The organism is Candidatus Aalborgicola defluviihabitans (assembly GCF_016705985.1).
GTDB classification, from domain to species: Bacteria; Pseudomonadota; Gammaproteobacteria; order Burkholderiales; family Burkholderiaceae_C; genus Allorhodoferax; species Allorhodoferax defluviihabitans.
Genome location: NZ_JADJKN010000023.1, coordinates 66138 through 84498, shown reverse-complemented (window position 1 = coordinate 84498; position 18361 = coordinate 66138). Strand labels below are relative to the sequence as shown.

The following is an 18361-nucleotide window of genomic DNA, read 5'->3' as shown; positions in this document are numbered from 1 at the left end:
CCTAGGGTTGTGCTACATGGGGCGGCATCAAGGTGCCACGCACACGGCCACTCAATTGCAGGGTCTGCTCCACGTTGTCAAAGTCCATGCGGTCAGCACTGAAGCGGTCCTGGCCGCGCAACATGACCACCGGTTTGTGGGAGCGCACCCTGTCGGTATTCATGAAGGCATGCAAAAACTCGCCACGGTATTCCATGCGCTGCGCGGTGGGTCCGGTCTTGGCAGCATCTGCGTCGCGCACCACCACAGCGTTGCCCATCAGTTGCACCTCCGACGAGTCCTCATTGGTCAGGCCCCGGTTAGCCGTGGCCGTGGTCAGGCGACCCTGTTCGTCAAAAGAGCGTACTCGAATAGCATCAATCTCCAGCCACAGGGTATCTGGGTAGTGGCGCGCCTGCGTGCCAATTACTTCTGTGCGCACACGGCCCTGCGCATCAAAGGTTCGCACAGAAAAATCACGCATGAAATAGTCCGGCTCATGCTGAACCGGCTTCTGTACCACCAGTCCGTTAGCGGGTGGCGTGCTACGCACCAGCCAGTAGGTTCCCGAAGCCAGGAGCCCCATGGAAATCAGCGGAAAGTAGAGCAGGAAACGGTCCCAGCCGTCACGCAACAAGGACATCATTGCGTATACGATTCCAGCAAACTCCCGTAGCGCCCACTGGCGACCAGGAGAATGTCACAAAACACACGGGCAGCTCCGTGCCCACCCTGTAGGGCAGTTACGTGATGAGCCACAGCCAATACCTCTGCATGGGCGTTGACCGGTGCACAGGCAAAAGCACAGCGGCGCATCACCGGCAAATCCGGCCAATCGTCGCCCATGGCAGCAGCAACACTCCAGTCCAGCCCCAGCGTGGCCAAGGTCTTCTCTGCGGCAGGTCGCTTGTCCTCGGTTCCAAAGAAGGCATGGACAATGCCCAACACCTGCAAACGAACGCGCAGGGCCATGGAGTCCCGTCCGGTGATGACCACAGGCGTGATCCCGGCTAGTTGCAACAACTTGAGCCCATGGCCGTCTAACGAGTTGAAACGCTTAATCGATTCCCCCGATTCAGAAAAAAACAAACCCCCGTCTGTCAGTACGCCATCCACATCAAAAAAGGCGACTTTCACACCCTGCGCCTTGAGCAACAACTCGGGATCAAAATTCAGGGTCGGTTTCATCAGATAACCTTCGCACGCATCAAGTCGTTGCTATTGAGAGCACCGCACAAACGGCCATCGGCATCCACAACCAACACGCTGGTAATGCGCTGGCCTTCCATTAGTTCGGCCGCGTCCACCGCCAGTGCATGTTGGTCCACGGTAAAGGGCGCGCGGTGCATGACCTCGTGCGCAGACTTGCCACGCAAATCAATGCCCTGCTCCACCAGCCGCCGCAAATCCCCGTCCGTGAAGATGCCAAGTACCCGCCTATTCGCATCGACAATGGCCGCAGCCCCAAGCCCCTTGGAACTCATTTCACGCATCAGCTCACTGAAACCCGCAGTTGGCTGCACGATCGGAATCGCCTCGCCCGAACGCATGACATCGCTGACATGGGTGAGCAACTTGCGTCCCAATGCGCCACCGGGATGGGAGCGCGCAAAGTCCTCGGCACGAAAGCCCCGCGCGTCCAGCAGCGCTACGGCCAATGCGTCGCCCAAGGCCAACTGGGCAGTGGTGCTGGCCGTTGGCGCCAAATTCAGAGGACAGGCCTCCTTGTCTACCGTACTGTCCAGCCACAGATCCGCATGCAAGGCCAACGTGGATTGCGCGTTACCAGTCATGGCCACCACCGGCGCACCCAGGCGTTTGAGCATGGGGAAAATTGCCGACATTTCCTGCGACTCCCCGCTGTTGGAAATTGCCAGCACCAAATCGGTGGCCGTGATCATCCCCAGATCACCATGACTGGCCTCAGCCGGATGCACGAACATAGCCGGCGTACCGGTAGAGGCCAGCGTAGCGGCAATCTTGCGGCCAATGTGGCCACTCTTTCCCATGCCCATCACCACCACACGGCCCTGAATGGCCAAAACCATTTGGACCGCCTTGGCAAAGGTAGCACCGACCCGGCTCTTGAGTCCCATGACCGCCGCGGCCTCAATGTCGAAAGTCTCATGTGCCAGCGCAATCGCGCGCTCGGCCGTTTGTGCGGGATACCGCGTAGCGTGATCGGTCATGGCGGCATTTTATAGAGCGGAACGGCTCTTGCTAGTATGTGGCCATGACCGGACTTGAAATTACCCTCGTTTACCTGCTGGCCGCCGTTCTGGGCGTCGTGGTCTGCCGCTACTTTCAGTTGCCACCCATGTTGGGCTATCTGGCGGTTGGGGTTGCAGTGGGGCCCAACGCGCTGGCGCTGGCGCAAGAAGCTGAAGGCGTGCGCAACCTGGGTGAATTTGGCGTCGTGTTTCTGATGTTTGTTATCGGGCTGGAATTCAACCTGCCCAAATTGCGGGCCATGCGCAAGCATGTATTTGGTCTGGGGCTAGCGCAGGTCGTGGTAACCATGTTGGTGGCGACCGTGGCCACCATGGGACTGTCGGTCATTGCATCGCAACAGTGGGGGATGTCCTGGCAGGCAGCACTGGCCCTGTCCAGCGCATTGGCCATGAGCAGCACCGCCATTGTCGTCAAGCTCATGGTCGAACGGCTGGAGCGTGAATCAGAACACGGCAAGCGGGTTATGGGCGTATTGTTGTTCCAGGATTTGGCGGTAGTTCCCTTGCTGGTGTTGATCCCCGCCCTTGGTGCTTCGGGCGAGGAACTGGCAAGCGCGCTGGCGATTGCCGCCATCAAGGCTACGGCCCTGATCACGGTGCTGCTGGTAGGTGGCCAGCACGTGATGCGCCGCTGGCTCACCCTGGTGGCACGCCGCAAAAGCGAAGAGCTGTTTGTACTGAACCTGCTCTTCATCACACTGGGGCTGGCATGGCTGACGGAACTGGCGGGCCTGAGCCTGGCGCTAGGAGCGTTCATTGCCGGCATGCTGATCTCCGAGACTGAGTTCAAACACCAGGTGGAAACCGACATACGTCCCTTTCATGATGTGCTGTTGGGTCTGTTCTTCATCAGCATCGGCATGCTGCTCGATTGGCGGTTGGTATTGGAAAACTGGCATCTTGTTTTGGTGTTGCTGCTGGTCCCTACCCTGTTCAAAGCGGCCCTGGTGGCAGCCCTGGCCAAGGTGTTGGGAGCCAGCGCCGGCGTAGCGCTGCGTACAGGTCTCTATCTGGCACAGGCGGGTGAGTTCGGTTTTGTGCTGCTAACCCTGGCCAAAGCCAACTCACTCGTGCCGCCCGCCCTGATGAACCCCATCATGGCCAGCATGGTGTTGTCCATGCTGGCAACGCCTTTCATCATCATGTACAGCAACCGAATCGTCATGAAGCTGGTAGCCAGCGAGTGGCTGCAACAGTCGCTGCAAATGACCACCATTGCGCGAAAATCCATCAACGCCAACCGCCACGTCATCATCTGCGGTTATGGACGCTGCGGCCAGAACCTGGCTAAGATGCTTGAAGGCGAAGGCATCCCCTACATGGCCTTGGACCTGGACCCGGATCGCGTACGCCAGGCCGCTGAAGCAGGTGATTCGGTCGTGTTTGGCGATGCCGCCCGCTTGCAGGCCTTGATCGCCTCCGGCATTGCACGCGCCAGTGCAGTGGTCATCACCTACCTGGATGTACCGGGTGCACTCAAAGTGCTCAACCATGTGCGTGCGCATGCACCCCAAGTGCCCGTCATCGTGCGCACCCAGGACGACCTGAGCCTGGAAGTGCTTCAAGCAGCCGGGGCAACCGAGGTGGTGCCAGAAACCATCGAGGGTTCGCTGATGCTGGCCAGCCACGCACTGGCTCTGGTAGGTGTCCCCATGCGCCGTGTCATCCGCATCGTGCAAGACCAGCGCGATGCCCGCTACAAGTTGTTGCGCGGGTTCTTTCGGGGCGCCGATGACGACACGGCGGATGAACTCCAGTACGAGCGACTGGCTACATTGACAGTACCTTTGGAGGGCAAGGTCGTGGGGCGCCCACTGGGGGAAGTTGCACTGCAGACACTGGATGTGCGTTTGGTCAGCCTGCGCCGCAACAGCGGCAAGGTGGCATCCGTGCAGGACAGCACCCTACTGCAGCCCGGCGACACTCTGGTGCTATCGGGCAAGGCCGAAGCACTCGCCATCGCTGAGCAAAACTTGCTCAAGGTTTGACTCCCACCCGGTAATCCCGGGGGCACAATAGCACCTGACGCCGCCGCGCGGCCCCAACACTCTGGCCAACACCATGCAACAGAACATCAGTGTCAACCAATACCTGCGGGACCATATCCGCACGGTGTCCGACTGGCCCACGCCGGGCGTGCAATTCCGCGACATCACGCCACTGCTACAGGACGCCAAGGTGTTCCGGGTGTTGATCGATGCCTTTGTCCACCGCTACATGGATGCCCACATGCGCCCGGACATCGTGGCAGGCTTGGATGCACGCGGCTTCATTCTGGGCGCAGTGGTGGCGTATGAGCTCAACGTCGGTTTCATTCCCATCCGCAAGAAAGGCAAGCTGCCCTTCACCACAGTGGAGGAAACCTATGAGTTGGAGTACGGCAGCGCCACAGTTGAGTTGCACACCGACGCAGTCAAGCCCGGCAACCGGGTACTTTTGATTGACGACCTGATCGCGACCGGTGGCACCATGATGGCGGGTCGCAAACTGCTGGAACGCCTGGGTGCCACGGTAATGGAAGGTGCGGCAATAGTGGATTTGCCCGAGTTGGGTGGCTCACAAAAGCTGCGCGATTCCGGCCTGCCGCTATTTACCCTGGTAGATTTCGCCGGTCACTAGGCGTTGGCACGATCACAAATCCCCGTACTGTGTGCCACTCAAAGGTGAGGGGCGATCGTCTATCTCAGTGTCTTCAAAGTTCACGGGCGGTTGTGGGTTGCGGCGCCCCGAATGGACGATTTCGCCAGGCGCTACCAACGGTGTGGGGCTGGCCGCAGTAGCCAAGGCCTGTTTGAATGCCGCAACCTCTTCGGGGTGCAAAGGCTCGTAGCCTGTGAGTGAGGGCGCCACGGGAATCGGCGCTGCCAACGGCTTGTTTACGGGAAGCGGGGGGGGCGTGGCGGCAACCGGTGTCATCCGTGCGGTGACCCCGGCGGTAACGTGCTCATTGACACGCCAATAAACGGCAGTAACCAGAATATCGTGCCGGGTTTTGGCCGACTGGGCAATCATCCCTTCCACTTCCGCCAGACGCGCGGTTTCCCCTGCGTATTGCCGGGCAAGGTCCATCATGATCAGGTACTGGCGCCCCCTTGAATCGAGCGACAAAACCTTGAACTTGTAGCTGGACGACAGCACACCGATGCGAATCATGCATTCCCGCACCACCGAATACAGCAATTCCCGGCGCTCCAAACGCTCATTCTTGCGATTCGCAGCGCTGCCTGGTGGAGTGGAACCGGAGTATGGACGCCCTTTGTCCGATGGCCGAAAGGGCTCGGTAACATCCACGTGACTGAGGCCAGAACTTTCGGCAGGTACGGACTGCCGTGGTGGAGGCTTCTTGGAGAACCAGTTGAACAAGGACATTCTTATAGCTTTCGGTATCAACGACCGAAAGAGTGTAGTCCAGCTATTTACCGATACAAAATTTGGAGAAGATGACGCCTAACAGGTCGTCCGACGTGAATTCACCGGTGATTTCACTCAGGGCGTTCTGTCCAAGTCGCAGTTCTTCCGCCACCAAATCCAGGGCCTGGTCCTGCGCGGCCAAATGTTCGCCAGCCAGTTCCAGGTGCGACTGCACCCGACGCAACGCCTGCAAATGGCGTTCGCGGGCAATAAAAACACCACCACTGGCTGCCTGCCAGCCAGCGGTCTGCAACAGGCTGTGGCGCAGTCCATCCAACCCGGAGCCGGTCTTGGCCGATAGTACGATGCCTTTGGTTGGCGCTTCTCCCGATACGGCGTCGGCCTTGTTCCAGACATCGATCACCGGCACATTGTTTGAGAGTTTCTGGGCGATAGCCCTCGTGATCACAGCATCAGCCGCTACGTAATCAATAGCGTTGATACGCGTGAGATCGTGCAAGAATAGCACTGCATCGGCGCCTTCAATCGCTTCCCAGGCCCGAGCGATGCCGATTTGTTCCACCGCGTCGTCACTGGGGCGCAGGCCGGCTGTGTCCACCACATGGATCGGCACGCCTTCAATCTGGATCGTCTGCTGCACCTTGTCGCGGGTGGTGCCGGCAATCGGTGTAACGATGGCCAGTTCGGCCCCAGCCAGCGCGTTGAGCAGTGACGACTTGCCGGCGTTGGGCTGCCCGGCAATGACCACGGTGATGCCCTCTCGCAGTAGCGCTCCCTGCGTGGCCCTGTGCAACACGCCATGCAAGGCCTGTTGCAGGCGGTCGAGTTGCCCCTTGGCATCGGATTTTTCCAGAAAGTCGATCTCCTCCTCGGGGAAGTCCAGCGTGGCCTCCACCAGCATGCGCAGGTGAATCAGGGCATCACGCAAGACGTGGATCTCGTATGAGAAGGCTCCCGACAGAGACTGTGTGGCGCTGCGAGCTGCTGCTTCCGTGCTGGCGTCAATCAGGTCAGCTATCGCTTCAGCCTGGGCCAGATCAATTTTGTCGTTGAGAAAGGCCCGTTCCGAGAACTCGCCGGCCTGCGCAATGCGCATGCTGCTCAAGTAGCTGCAACCCGTGGTGGGGTCTTGATCCACCGCAGACTCCAGGCACCGTGCCAGCAGTAATTGCAAGACCACAGGGCCACCATGGGCCTGCAGCTCCAGCACGTCTTCACCGGTGAAGGAATGGGGAGTTGGAAAGAACAGTGCTAGACCCTTGTCGATAGCCACGCCCTGGCGGTCGTTGAAAGGCAACAAAGTGGCTTCGCGAGCGCGCAGACTGCGGCCCAGCAGGTGTTCAACCCACGGCCCCAAGGCCCGACCGCTGACCCGTACGATGCCGACAGCACCCCGCCCGGGAGCAGTCGCAATTGCGGCGATGGGATCGTGCTGGCGGGCAAGCATGGGTGCTAGGCGCGTAGCGCCTCAGGGCTACTTCTTCATCCAGGGCATGTTGAACTTCGGCGGTACACCCATGCGGGTGTTGATGACCCACTGTTGCAGGATGGACAGGATGTTATTGGTGATCCAATACAGCACCAAACCGGCCGGGAAGAAGAAGAACATGACACTGAAAATCAGGGGCATGAACCACATCATCTTGGCCTGCATGGGGTCCGGCGGCGCCGGGTTCAGGGACGTTTGCAGCAAGGTAGTGGCAGTCATCACCAGCGGCAGAATGTAAAACGGATCGGGCGAAGACAAGTCTTTGATCCACAAAATCCAGGGCACGTTGCGCATTTCCACGCTGGACAGCAGCACCCAATACAGGGCAATGAACACCGGGATCTGGATCATGATGGGGAAGCAGCCACCCATGGGGTTGACCTTTTCCTCGCGGTAGATGCGCATCATCTCCTGCTGCATCTGCTGCGGTTTTTCCTTGAGGCGTTCCCGCATCTCGGTGATCTTGGGGTTGATGGCCTTCATCTTGGCCATGCTGGAGTAGGCCTTGGCGTTAAGCCAGTAGAACGCAATCTTCAACAGCAGCACCAGCGCAACAATGGACCAGCCCCAGTTCTGGATGAAGCCATGCAACTTGTCGAGCAGCCAGTACAAGGGCTTGGCCAGAATGGTCAACCAGCCGTAGTCCTTGACCAATTCCAGCCCGGGTGCCAGTTTTTCCAGCATGGTTTCCTGTTGCGGACCGGCAAAGAAGGTGGCGTTAACTGCCTTGGTGGCACCAGGAGCCAGTGCATCGGCATGGGTGATCATGGTGGCACGGTAGCAGCAGTCCGCCACGGGCGAGCCAATGTCTACACCGTCTACGGAAAAAGTACGTTGTACACCTTGGGGCAATATCCAGGCACTGGCAAAGTAATGCTGCACCATGGCCACATAACCGTTGTCAGCCGCTTTTTCGTAGTCGGCCTTGTTGTTTTTGATGTTCTTGAATTCAACCTTCTGGTATTTCTTGGCTTCAGTGTAAACAGCCGGTCCGGTGAAGGTCGAATAGAACGAAGACTCTCCCAGTGGCTTGTTACCGTCGCGCACCAATTGCAGGTACACCTGCGGCGACAACGGCGCAGCCGACACGTTGGTAAGCTCATGTTTGACCGCTACGTCGTAAGCACCGCGGTGCAGGGTATAGGTTTTAACCAGCTTGATGCCGCCCACGTCGGCCGAGGTGAATTGCAGCATCAGTTCGTCTTCGCCGTCCTTGAGGGTGCGGGCACCACTGAAAGTCATGGGCGTCTTATGCGTGGGAAAGGCGCCAGAGGCGCTGCCGCCAATCACGCCGGTTTGTGCCAAGTACACACGATCTTTGGATTCATCGAGCAACACGAAATTGCGTGTCTTGTCCGCCATGTCGATGTGCTTCAGGAACTCGGTGCGCACCAGTGACCCGCCTTCGGTGTCGAACGTCAGCTTCAGCACGTCGGTGCTAACCTCAATGCGCTCTTTGGGTGTGGGAGCGGTTTCAATGCCTGCCGGAACGCTGGCTACCGTGGCGGCAGTGCCCGGCACACTGGGCACGCCAGCTGTACTGGCGCTGGAAGTGGTCGCCGGGGCCGACGCACCAGCGGGAGCCGTCTGCTGGGCGGGGCTAGGGAAGAACGTCGCCTTCTTTCCGTTGTGCACCTGCCACTGGTCCCAGAGCATGACCATGGAAAAGCCAAAGATCACCCACAAAATGGTGCGGCGAATATCGTTCATGAAGGTTTCTTTTCAGAGGAAGAAGAGAGCAGCCGCGTAAACAGCCGAGGGGATTCTGCGGGAACCGGGTCCAGACCACCGTCACACCAGGGGTGACAGCGCGCGATACGCCGAACGGTCAGGTAACTGCCACCAGCCGCACCGTGGGCCTGCAGCGCTTGCAGGGAATAAACCGAACAGGTCGGCTCAAAGCGGCACGACGAACCCAGCCAAGGGCTGAGAAACATGCGGTAGGCCTTGACACCACCGATAAGCAGCGTTTGCATCATGGCGTCGTTGGTGCACAGGCTCGAGAAAACAGCTGTTGCAGTTCAGCGCGTACGGCTGCCTTGAGTGCATCAGAACTTGCACTCACAAAGTGGGTGCGGTCAAAACCCGCGCGCAATCGCACCACGTGGGCACGTTCGCTCAGGTTGGATTCGAAATCAGCACTCACGTTGTAAATCTGGCGTTTGATGGCATTGCGCGTCACGGCGCGCTTGGCCCACCGCTTGGGAACCATGGCACCCAACCAAACCGCGTGAACCGGAAACAAAGTCGGTGGCACGGCGGGTGGTGCTCGGACAACAGCTACATCCAGAGCGCAGCAATGCAGGGCAAAGTGCGCCGTTCTGGCAAGTGTATGACCTGCCAGAACTGCCTGAAACTGGGGCCGCGTCTTTAATCGCTGCACAATGGTGTTACACCAAAACAGCACATCCGCCATGCCAGGCTCAGCATGCGTCAGTCTGAAGCAGACCCGCAGTTGGAAATTAGACAGCCAGGCGCTTGCGGCCTTTGGCGCGGCGTGCATTGATCACGGCGCGGCCACCACGGGTCTTCATGCGGACCAGGAAACCGTGGGTACGGGCGCGGCGGATTTTGGAAGGTTGGTACGTGCGTTTCATTTGGAATTTTCCTAACAGGCTCAGTTTCGATCCAGCCCCTAAACCTTAAACACCTCAGCTTTAACTTCAGTTCTATTAAGGCTCAATTTGGGCGGATCTTGGTCTTATCGCCCCGAACACAATCAGGGGAACCGTCGATTATCGCAAATTTTCCGAACCAGAGCAACACCTTACATGGCAAACGGCGCGTAATGCTGGAAGTTCCAACCAGCAAAAATAAATGTGGATAAGGTTTTGATAAATTACAATCTGGCGCGCAGCAACCTATAACTATCCACAGAAGCTGAAAAGAAAAATGCCAGAGGGACACCCACACCAACACGCCCTGCCAGCCGGGCTCGATATCGGCCAAAGCCTGTGGCAAAGCTGTGTCGACCAGCTTGCCCAGGAACTGCCGGAACAGCAATTCAATACCTGGATCAAGCCGCTCAGCGCCCATGTGTTAGAGGACTTTTCCAAGGTCACCATCTTCGTAGCGAACCGCTTTAAACTCGATTGGGTTCGCGCCCAATACAGTACCCGTATCGCATCGCTGTTGGAAAAAATGTATGGTCAACCGGTGCTGGTTGAGTTAGCGATCACTCCGAGAGAAGTCATTGTAAGATCAACCTCTGCTGTTATTGCACCTGAACTGGTCGCGGCCGAGGAAAGCGTAGCAATCGGAGAAACCAGCACCTCCAGCCTGCCCAAAAATCGCCTCAATAGCATCCTCACATTCGAGAACCTAGTGGAAGGCACCGCCAACCGCATGGCCCGCGCCGCTGCCATGCATGTTGCCACCATGCCGGGTCATCTTTACAACCCCTTGTTTATCTATGGTGGCGTGGGACTGGGCAAGACCCACTTGATGCACGCGGTAGGCAACCGCCTGCTGGCGGACAAGCCAGGAAGCAAAGTTCTCTACATCCATGCAGAACAGTTTGTCTCGGATGTGGTTAAGGCCTACCAGCGCAAGACCTTTGACGAATTCAAGGAACGCTACCACTCCCTGGATTTGCTGCTGATTGACGACGTGCAGTTCTTTGCCAATAAAGATCGAACGCAGGAAGAGTTCTTTAACGCCTTTGAAGCCTTGTTGGCCAAGAAAAGCCACATCGTGATGACCAGCGACACCTACCCCAAGGGGCTGACCGACATCCACGAACGCCTGGTTTCCCGCTTTGACTCTGGCCTCACGGTGGCGATCGAGCCGCCAGAGCTCGAAATGCGGGTGGCGATTCTCATCAACAAAGCCCGCGTCGAAGGCTCCGAAATGCCGGAAGAAGTGGCTTTTTTTGTGGCCAAGAACGTGCGCTCCAACGTGCGCGAACTCGAAGGCGCCCTGCGCAAGATCCTGGCCTATTCCCGCTTTAACCAGAAAGAAATTTCCATTCAGCTGGCGCGCGAGGCGTTGCGCGACCTGCTCTCCATCCAGAACCGGCAGATTTCGGTGGAGAACATCCAAAAAACGGTGGCCGACTACTACAAAATCAAAGTCGCCGACATGTATTCCAAGAAGCGCCCAGCCAGCATTGCCCGTCCGCGCCAGATCGCCATGTACCTGGCCAAGGAACTTACGCAAAAAAGTTTGCCTGAAATTGGCGAGATGTTTGGTGGACGCGATCACACCACCGTATTGCACGCCGTGCGCAAGATTGGCGGCGAGCGCCAGCAAATGACGGAGTTGAACCAGCAATTGCACGTGTTAGAGCAAACCCTGAAGGGCTGACGACGAATAAAACGCCATTTCATCGAAACGGGTGCCCAAAACTGGGAAAATGGCAGGATTTCAAAAAAATAGGCACGCTGCGGCGAACGGTGCCACCACAGACATAAATAAAGAGGTAGACATGATTGTTTTGAAGGCAACGCAGGACAAAGTCCTATCGGTACTGCAATCCGTGGCCGGAATTGTGGAGCGCCGCCACACCTTGCCCATTCTCGCCAATGTGCTGGTCCGCAAAACCGGTACTTCGTTGCAAGTCACCACCAGTGACCTGGAAATCCAGATTCGCACCACGGCCGAACTCGGCGGTGACACTGGCAACTTCACCACCACCATCGGCGCACGCAAACTCATCGACATTCTGCGCACCATGCCGTCAGATCAAACCGTGTCGCTGGAATCCAGCCAGAACAAGATCATCCTCAAGGGCGGCAAAAGCAAGTTCACGTTGCAAACCATGGCCGCAGAAGACTTTCCGCTGGTGCAGGAATCCGCCAATTTCGGACCCGTATTCAGCGTGCCGCAAAAGACCCTCAAAAACCTGCTGAGTCAGGTGTCGTTCGCCATGGCCGTGCATGACATTCGTTACTATCTCAACGGCATCCTGTTCGTAGCCGAGGGCAAACAACTGAGCCTGGTCGCGACAGACGGTCACCGTCTTGCCTTTGCCTCCGCCACCCTCGACGTAGAAGTGCCCAAGCAAGAGGTGATCCTGCCGCGCAAAACCGTAGTCGAATTGCAGCGCCTGCTGTCCGACGCTGAAGGCGCCATTGAAATGCAATTTGCCAACAACCAGGCCAAGTTCGTGTTCGACGGCATGGAATTCGTCACCAAACTTGTCGAGGGCAAGTTCCCCGACTACAACCGCGTCATTCCCAAAAACCACAAGAACAGCATCACCCTGGGACGCACCGCACTGCTGGCAACCCTGCAACGGACCGCCATCCTGACCAGTGACAAATTCAAGGGCGTGCGCCTGAATATCGACCCAGGCAGCCTGCGCGTGGCCTCCAACAACGCCGAGCAGGAAGAAGCCGTGGACGAGTTGGACATTGACTACGGCGGTGACAGCATCGAAATTGGCTTCAACGTGACCTACCTGATCGACGCCCTTGCCAATATGAGCCAGGACATGGTCAAACTGGAGCTGTCCGATGGCAACAGTTCGGCACTGTTCACTATCCCCGAGAACGCCACCTTCAAATACGTAGTGATGCCCATGAGAATTTGACGCTACTGAATTCGTAGCGCCTAACGACGCAAACCCCCGGCCTCCCGGGGGTTTGGTCATTCTAAGAAGGGGACGGCCTGCCGCAGACAACAAGTGAGCCATGACCGCAGACAACAAGCCCGAATCCAGCCCTGAAAACAACGATGCAGCCGTGCACACGGGCGAGGGTGGCTCGGACAGCTCCAACTTCCAGCCCACCATCGATGCGCACCAAGTTGGCGCTTCCGAAGCCTATGGCGAAGGCTCGATCCAAATCCTCGAAGGCCTGGAAGCCGTGCGCAAGCGCCCCGGCATGTACATCGGCGACACCTCCGACGGCACTGGCCTGCACCACCTGGTGTTCGAGGTGGTGGATAACTCCATCGACGAATCACTGGCTGGCCACTGCGACGACATTCTGGTCACTATCCATTCCGACAACTCCATCAGCGTGGTCGACAACGGTCGCGGCATACCCACCGGTGTGAAGATGGACGACAAGCACGAGCCCAAGCGCTCAGCGGCCGAAATTGCCCTGACCGAATTGCACGCCGGTGGCAAGTTCAATCAGAACAGCTACAAAGTCTCCGGCGGACTGCACGGCGTGGGCGTGTCCTGCGTGAATGCACTGTCCAAAATGTTGCGCCTGACCATTCGCCGCGATGGCAAGGTCCATGTGATGGAGTTCAGCAAAGGCTTCGTGCAGAACCGCATCATCGAGACAGTGAATGGCGTGGAAGTCTCGCCCATGAAGGTGATTGGCGAAACCGAAAAGCGTGGCACCGAAGTGCACTTTTTGCCGGACAACGAGATTTTCAAAGAAAACAGCGATTTCCATTACGAAATCCTCTCCAAGCGCCTGCGCGAACTCTCTTTCCTCAACAACGGCGTGCGCATTCGCCTCAAAGACGAACGCACCGGCAAGGAAGACGACTTTGCCGGTGCCGGTGGCGTGCAGGGCTTTGTGCAGTTCATCAACAAGGGCAAGACGGTGTTGCACCCCAACATCTTTCACGCCATGGGTGACCGCCAGAGCGACCAGCAAACCAACATTGGGGTTGAAGTGGCCATGCAGTGGAACAGCGGCTACAACGAGCAGGTGCTGTGCTTCACCAACAACATTCCCCAGCGCGACGGCGGCACCCACCTGACCGGTCTGCGTGCTGCCATGACCCGCGTCATTAACAAATACATTGACGATTCTGAACTGGCCAAAAAAGCCAAGGTAGAAGTCACCGGCGACGACATGCGCGAAGGCCTGTGCTGCGTGCTGAGTGTCAAGGTGCCCGAGCCCAAGTTCAGCAGCCAGACCAAAGACAAACTGGTCAGCAGCGAAGTGCGCGGCCCGGTGGAAGACATTGTCAGCAAACTGTTGTTTGACTATCTGCAAGAGCGCCCCAACGACGCCAAGATCATCGTTGGCAAGATCATCGAAGCCGCCCGTGCCCGCGAAGCGGCCCGCAAAGCGCGTGACATGACCCGCCGCAAGGGCGTGTTAGACGGCATGGGCTTGCCCGGCAAACTGGCCGATTGCCAGGAAAAAGACCCGGCAATGTGCGAAATCTACATCGTCGAGGGTGACTCCGCCGGCGGCTCTGCCAAACAGGGTCGCGACCGCAAATTCCAGGCCATTCTGCCGTTGCGCGGCAAGATCTTGAACGTGGAAAAAGCGCGCTACGAAAAGCTGTTGACCAGCAATGAAATTTTGACGCTGATCACCGCCCTTGGCACCGGCATTGGCAAGGCCGGTGGCACCACCGGTAATGACGACTTCAACGTCGCCAAGCTGCGCTACCACCGCATCATCATCATGACCGATGCCGACGTCGACGGCGCCCACATCCGCACCCTGCTGCTGACCTTCTTCTACCGCCAGATGCCTGAACTGGTAGAGCGCGGTCACATCTACATTGCCCAGCCGCCGCTGTACAAAGTGAAGGCCGGCAAAGAAGAGCTGTACTTGAAAGACGCACCCGCGCTGGATGCATTCTTGATGCGCATTGCGCTGGTCAATGCGTCGGTTTTCACCGGCGGCCCCAACGGGACCACCCTTGCGGGCGATACGTTGGCCGAACTGGCGCGCAAGCACCAGGTTGCCCAGAACGTCATCGCGCGCCTCAAAAACTTTATGGATGCCGAAGCCCTGCGCTCCATTGCCGATGGCGTGGCCTTGAATCTGGACACCGTGCAAGACGCCGAAGCTTCTGCCGCAGCCCTGCAAGCCCGCCTGCCCGATGCTGAAGTGGCCGGCGAGTTTGACGTTCGCACCGACAAGCCCATTTTGCGCATCAGCCGCCGCCACCATGGCAACGTCAAGAGCAGTGTGCTGACGCAAGATTTTGTCCACGGTGCTGATTACGCCGCTTTGGCCGACGCCGCCAACACCTTCCGCGGTTTGTTGTCAGAAGGTGCACGCGTGATGCGCGGTGAAGGCGAGCGACAGAAGGAAGAAAAAGTGAACGACTTCCGCGAAGCCATGGCCTGGTTAATAACCCAAGCCGAAAACGCAACCAGCCGCCAGCGCTACAAAGGTCTGGGAGAAATGAACCCCGCCCAGCTGTGGGAAACCACCATGGACCCCACCGTGCGCCGCCTGCTGCGCGTGCAGATCGACGACGCCATTGAAGCCGACCGCGTGTTCACCATGCTGATGGGCGACGAGGTGGAGCCGCGCCGCGATTTCATCGAAACCAACGCCTTGCGTGCAGGCAATATCGACGTCTAAGTCCCTGGGGTCAGGTGGGCTATGCCCACCTGCGCCGGGGTACCACATGCACCCCGCCCCATTCAATAGTGAATTGATTTAACTGGTTCGCCGAGGCGTCATCGGGCCGCGGCCTTCGATGTGGCGGAAGTTGATGCGACCCTTGGTCAGGTCGTAAGGCGACAGCTCCAGCGACACTTTGTCACCCGCCAGAATGCGGATGTGGTTTTTGCGCATCTTGCCGGCGGAATAGGCAATCAGCTGGTGACCGTTTTCCAGTGTCACGCGAAAGCGTGTGTCGGGCAGCACTTCGTTGACGACGCCCATCATCTCGATCAAGTCTTCTTTGGCCATGGTGGTACTCCTGTAAATCTGAATTCAATGGGGGCGTGTGTTGTCACGTACCCAGTCTATGCCTTGGGCAATGGCGTAGCGCGAGGCTGCGTCATGCGAGGGAAATGCATCGTGAAACCGCATGACGCGGTCGGTAGAAGCGCTGCCGCGTCCGCTGGCAATGGAAACCTGTGCGGCGAACTGCCCACATGGTAATTCACTGGGGCAGGCTGCTATGCGAAATTTGCCCATCGTGATGGGCGATTGTCTTGTTGTTGTCGTAAAAATCATTAAATTAATCATATGGGTTTCTGGCCGATAGGCTCCGAATACCCGAAAAGCACAATTGGCATGCCCTCATGCCGAGGTTCTGTCTGGTCAACCAAAGGCCGCGCCATAGCAGGGGCGGCGACGACAGAAGGAGAAAATGCCGCTACGCCGTAAGAAGGTAGCGGGAGCGCAATTGAAGGGCCGGACTGGCAACCCCTCTGCCGGGGTATTCGCGACCCCGTTGGTAGGTGGGGGCGTGACCAGTCGCCAAATGCGACGCGCTAATATAACACGCCCAGCGAAAGTCTGCTTGCCAACCGTTACCGCGCCACTGGTTTGCGTGCTCGCGGTTTCTTGGCCACAGCCGATTTTGCCGACGCTGGCGCCCGTACTGCTTTGGCCCGGGCCGCAAGGGCCAGTTCGCGCACCTTGGCAATGTCGGCATCGCTAAACGGCCCGTTCACACCAGATATCGCCGCCAGCTTCATACCGTGCTTCAGGCCCAGTTGGTAGATTTCACGCACTTTCTCCCACTCGATGGCGCGCCCCACTGTGAAGTTCTCAAAGCGGCCTTCCAGCGCCAGCACAATGGTTTCGGCCAGGCAGGCATAGGCCACGCCCTTGGGCAGGCCAATGTTTTTCATCTGCACGTCGCCCGGGCAGCTGGATTTCACCGGACTCAATCACCAGCACATCGGGGCGCTTGGCGACTTCGGCAGGTGGCAGGTCCAGCGGTCGGGCCACGTCGGTGATGACGCAACCGGGCTTGACCTTCATGATGTCGAGCACTTTTTTGCCCGCGCCCGAGGTGGCGGTGACCACCATGTCCATGTCGGCAATGTCCCGGTCAGCGTGTGCCGACAGGAACAACTTGGCATCGGGCGTTTCCAGCAGGATGGACTCTTTAAGCGCCAGCAACTTGGCCGTCTCGGGCGAGACCAGGTACACCTCTTGGGCTGCCTTGGCCAGCAAACGCGCGCACACCGAGCCGATGGCTCCGGTAGCACCCACTACCATGGCCTTGAACTTGACCCGCTGCTTGCCCCGGGGGGCCGGCAACAGGCGCATGCGCAACAACGCGTCATGCGCCGCCCACAGTGCACCCGAGGCGCTGTAGCTATTGCCGGTGGTAATGGGCAAGGGCGCCCGCTTGGCTACCGTCAGACCGGCATCGCCCACCACTTTGGTGAAGGCACCCAAGCCCATGATCTGAGCGCCCAGGCGCTGCGCCATGGCGGCCGCATCCAGCAAACGCCGGTAGGTGAACTCGGGGCTGTGCCGCATGATCTCCTTGGGGGTTCCGCCCACCGAAATCAGCCACCCTTCAGCCTGTACACCAGTGGGTGACTGAATGCCAGTCACCCGTGAATACACAAAGGGCGGCGCATAGGCCATGACTTTTTCCAGCGAGTTCATCAGCACCGGCGGCGACACCTGCGACAACAACTCGATGGGCTTGACCTTTTTAAAATACTCCTGCGACAACGGGTGGATCACAAAAGCAAAGCGGTTGATCCGCTGAAAACCATTGGGGTGGATGATGCGTGGCTCAGAATGCAGGCCGGTGATGATCTCCAGGTAATCGTCCTCCAAAATCTCCTTGGGCTTTTTGCCGGTGGCCGCCAGCACCATGGCGTCCAGCAGATTGGCGCCCAACACGTGGCCGTGCATCACGGGCGAGCCGTCGATGATGGTGGCAACGCCCTTGTCCCGCAGTTGGGCGATACGCTCATCATTCACCGTGGCGGTAATCACCGTTTTGCCACCCAACTCCTCCAGGCCAAAGTCATCCAGCTCGTGCACCGGCGCAACAATGACGCTGGCCTTTTGCATGGCCCGGCGCAGCACAAAACGCGTCCACTCCTTCACCGGGCCAGAAGCCATGGCGGCGGGAAGCGTCCAATCCTTCACGTAATGGGCACCGTCCGCATACAGGTTGAGCGCTTCCACCGAACCCAGCAGCTTGGGCACGCCCAGTTGCAAAAGCGGATCGGCAAACTGCAGGTTGCCGGTGTGCTCTGCCATTGCCAAGGCCAGCTTGTAGTCGGTCAAGCCGGAAAAGAACAATACCCGCGCGTTGTTGAAGAAGCTGCCCAGATGCGTCTGGGCGTGGCGTACCGCCCACTCCTGAAAAATGTCACTTAACCGCCCACCGGTCGTGACCGGCACCCGGGTGGCCACGGCCAAGAGGCGCGCGCTGTCTTTCTCGATGAAGCGGCGAGACCCGACTTTGTAATGGTCCTTGAGCACGCCCAGACCAATGGCAGCGGCCTTTGTATTCCACTGCTTGATCAACTTGACAGCTTCTGCCGTGCTGCCATTGGTGCCAATGCGCCGCACATGCAGCTTCTCGCCCAAAAAATCGGTGATGAAATCGAAATCCTGGCTACTGGAGCCCAAGCTGATACTGACAACGTGCTTCATGGTGTCCCAAAAATAAAGGCCGAGGTAACCGCCATTCTTTCACCAAA

The 18361-nt window shown here is 58.3% G+C and carries 18 protein-coding genes; 5 read left to right on the top strand and 13 right to left on the bottom strand.

All coding sequences use genetic code 11. The features are described from left to right. Position 1: 1 nt before the first annotated feature. From lptC to IPI80_RS16305, 3 genes are read right to left on the bottom strand one after another with little or no spacing between them, the layout of a single operon-like run. Complete coding sequence (lptC, locus tag IPI80_RS16315) at positions 2-625, bottom strand: LPS export ABC transporter periplasmic protein LptC (protein WP_413861982.1); 624 nt, start codon at positions 623-625, stop codon at positions 2-4. Further along, positions 622-1167, bottom strand: a complete 546-nt coding sequence (locus IPI80_RS16310) for a KdsC family phosphatase (RefSeq protein ID WP_413861980.1) — start codon at positions 1165-1167, stop codon at positions 622-624. Before IPI80_RS16310 ends, lptC begins: the two co-directional genes overlap by 4 nt. Next, positions 1167-2168 (bottom strand): KpsF/GutQ family sugar-phosphate isomerase, encoded by a 1002-nt coding sequence (locus IPI80_RS16305; protein WP_413861978.1) that lies wholly within the window; start codon positions 2166-2168, stop codon positions 1167-1169. The genes IPI80_RS16310 and IPI80_RS16305 overlap by 1 nt, the downstream gene beginning before the upstream one ends. Before the next feature lie 44 nt (positions 2169-2212). Between IPI80_RS16305 and IPI80_RS16300 the strand changes: the two genes are divergently transcribed. Further along, entirely contained in the window at positions 2213-4198 is a 1986-nt protein-coding gene (locus tag IPI80_RS16300) for a monovalent cation:proton antiporter-2 (CPA2) family protein (RefSeq protein ID WP_413861976.1), read from the top strand. A 73-nt stretch (positions 4199-4271) separates the two neighbouring features. After that, complete coding sequence (locus tag IPI80_RS16295; RefSeq protein WP_413861974.1) at positions 4272-4829, top strand: adenine phosphoribosyltransferase; 558 nt, start codon at positions 4272-4274, stop codon at positions 4827-4829. Positions 4830-4841: 12 nt separating this feature from the next. On the opposite strand, the gene IPI80_RS16290 is transcribed toward IPI80_RS16295, so the two are convergent. The 6 genes from IPI80_RS16290 to rpmH form a co-directional block, all read right to left on the bottom strand. Then, on the bottom strand, positions 4842-5579 hold the full coding sequence (locus IPI80_RS16290; protein WP_413861972.1) for a hypothetical protein: 738 nt from the start codon (positions 5577-5579) through the stop codon (positions 4842-4844). Between the two features lie 43 nt (positions 5580-5622). Further along, on the bottom strand, positions 5623-7029 hold the full coding sequence (gene mnmE / locus IPI80_RS16285) for a tRNA uridine-5-carboxymethylaminomethyl(34) synthesis GTPase MnmE (protein WP_413861970.1): 1407 nt from the start codon (positions 7027-7029) through the stop codon (positions 5623-5625). 27 nt (positions 7030-7056) lie between these two features. Beyond that, positions 7057-8781: a membrane protein insertase YidC gene (gene yidC / locus IPI80_RS16280; protein ID WP_413861968.1), complete on the bottom strand. Its 1725-nt coding sequence runs from the start codon at positions 8779-8781 to the stop codon at positions 7057-7059. Next, positions 8778-9050: a membrane protein insertion efficiency factor YidD gene (gene yidD / locus IPI80_RS16275; RefSeq protein ID WP_413861966.1), complete on the bottom strand. Its 273-nt coding sequence runs from the start codon at positions 9048-9050 to the stop codon at positions 8778-8780. The genes yidC and yidD overlap by 4 nt, the downstream gene beginning before the upstream one ends. Beyond that, positions 9047-9454 (bottom strand): ribonuclease P protein component, encoded by a 408-nt coding sequence (locus IPI80_RS16270; protein WP_413862613.1) that lies wholly within the window; start codon positions 9452-9454, stop codon positions 9047-9049. Before IPI80_RS16270 ends, yidD begins: the two co-directional genes overlap by 4 nt. A 79-nt stretch (positions 9455-9533) precedes the next feature. Beyond that, positions 9534-9668: a 50S ribosomal protein L34 gene (gene rpmH / locus IPI80_RS16265; protein ID WP_006299042.1), complete on the bottom strand. Its 135-nt coding sequence runs from the start codon at positions 9666-9668 to the stop codon at positions 9534-9536. Between the two features lie 295 nt (positions 9669-9963). Between rpmH and dnaA the strand changes: the two genes are divergently transcribed. From dnaA to gyrB, 3 genes are all read left to right on the top strand, one after another. Beyond that, positions 9964-11376: a chromosomal replication initiator protein DnaA gene (gene dnaA / locus IPI80_RS16260; protein WP_413861962.1), complete on the top strand. Its 1413-nt coding sequence runs from the start codon at positions 9964-9966 to the stop codon at positions 11374-11376. Positions 11377-11497: 121 nt separating this feature from the next. Continuing rightward, positions 11498-12604, top strand: a complete 1107-nt coding sequence (gene dnaN, locus IPI80_RS16255; RefSeq protein ID WP_413861960.1) for a DNA polymerase III subunit beta — start codon at positions 11498-11500, stop codon at positions 12602-12604. A gap of 100 nt (positions 12605-12704) precedes the next feature. After that, on the top strand, positions 12705-15308 hold the full coding sequence (gene gyrB / locus IPI80_RS16250; RefSeq protein ID WP_413861958.1) for a DNA topoisomerase (ATP-hydrolyzing) subunit B: 2604 nt from the start codon (positions 12705-12707) through the stop codon (positions 15306-15308). A gap of 78 nt (positions 15309-15386) precedes the next feature. Here gyrB and infA read toward each other — a convergent pair whose 3' ends face one another. The 4 genes from infA to IPI80_RS16230 all read right to left on the bottom strand — a co-directional run bounded on the left by infA (position 15387) and on the right by IPI80_RS16230 (position 18314). Continuing rightward, a complete protein-coding gene (infA, locus tag IPI80_RS16245) occupies positions 15387-15641 on the bottom strand; it encodes a translation initiation factor IF-1 (protein WP_413861956.1) in 255 nt (84 codons plus the stop codon). Between the two features lie 24 nt (positions 15642-15665). Next, on the bottom strand, positions 15666-15872 hold the full coding sequence (locus IPI80_RS16240) for a hypothetical protein (RefSeq protein WP_413861954.1): 207 nt from the start codon (positions 15870-15872) through the stop codon (positions 15666-15668). Positions 15873-16210: 338 nt separating this feature from the next. Continuing rightward, a complete protein-coding gene (locus IPI80_RS16235; RefSeq protein ID WP_413861952.1) occupies positions 16211-16534 on the bottom strand; it encodes a hypothetical protein in 324 nt (107 codons plus the stop codon). Further along, positions 16452-18314: a dehydrogenase gene (locus tag IPI80_RS16230; protein ID WP_413861950.1), complete on the bottom strand. Its 1863-nt coding sequence runs from the start codon at positions 18312-18314 to the stop codon at positions 16452-16454. Before IPI80_RS16230 ends, IPI80_RS16235 begins: the two co-directional genes overlap by 83 nt. Between the last annotated feature and the right edge of the window lie 47 nt (positions 18315-18361).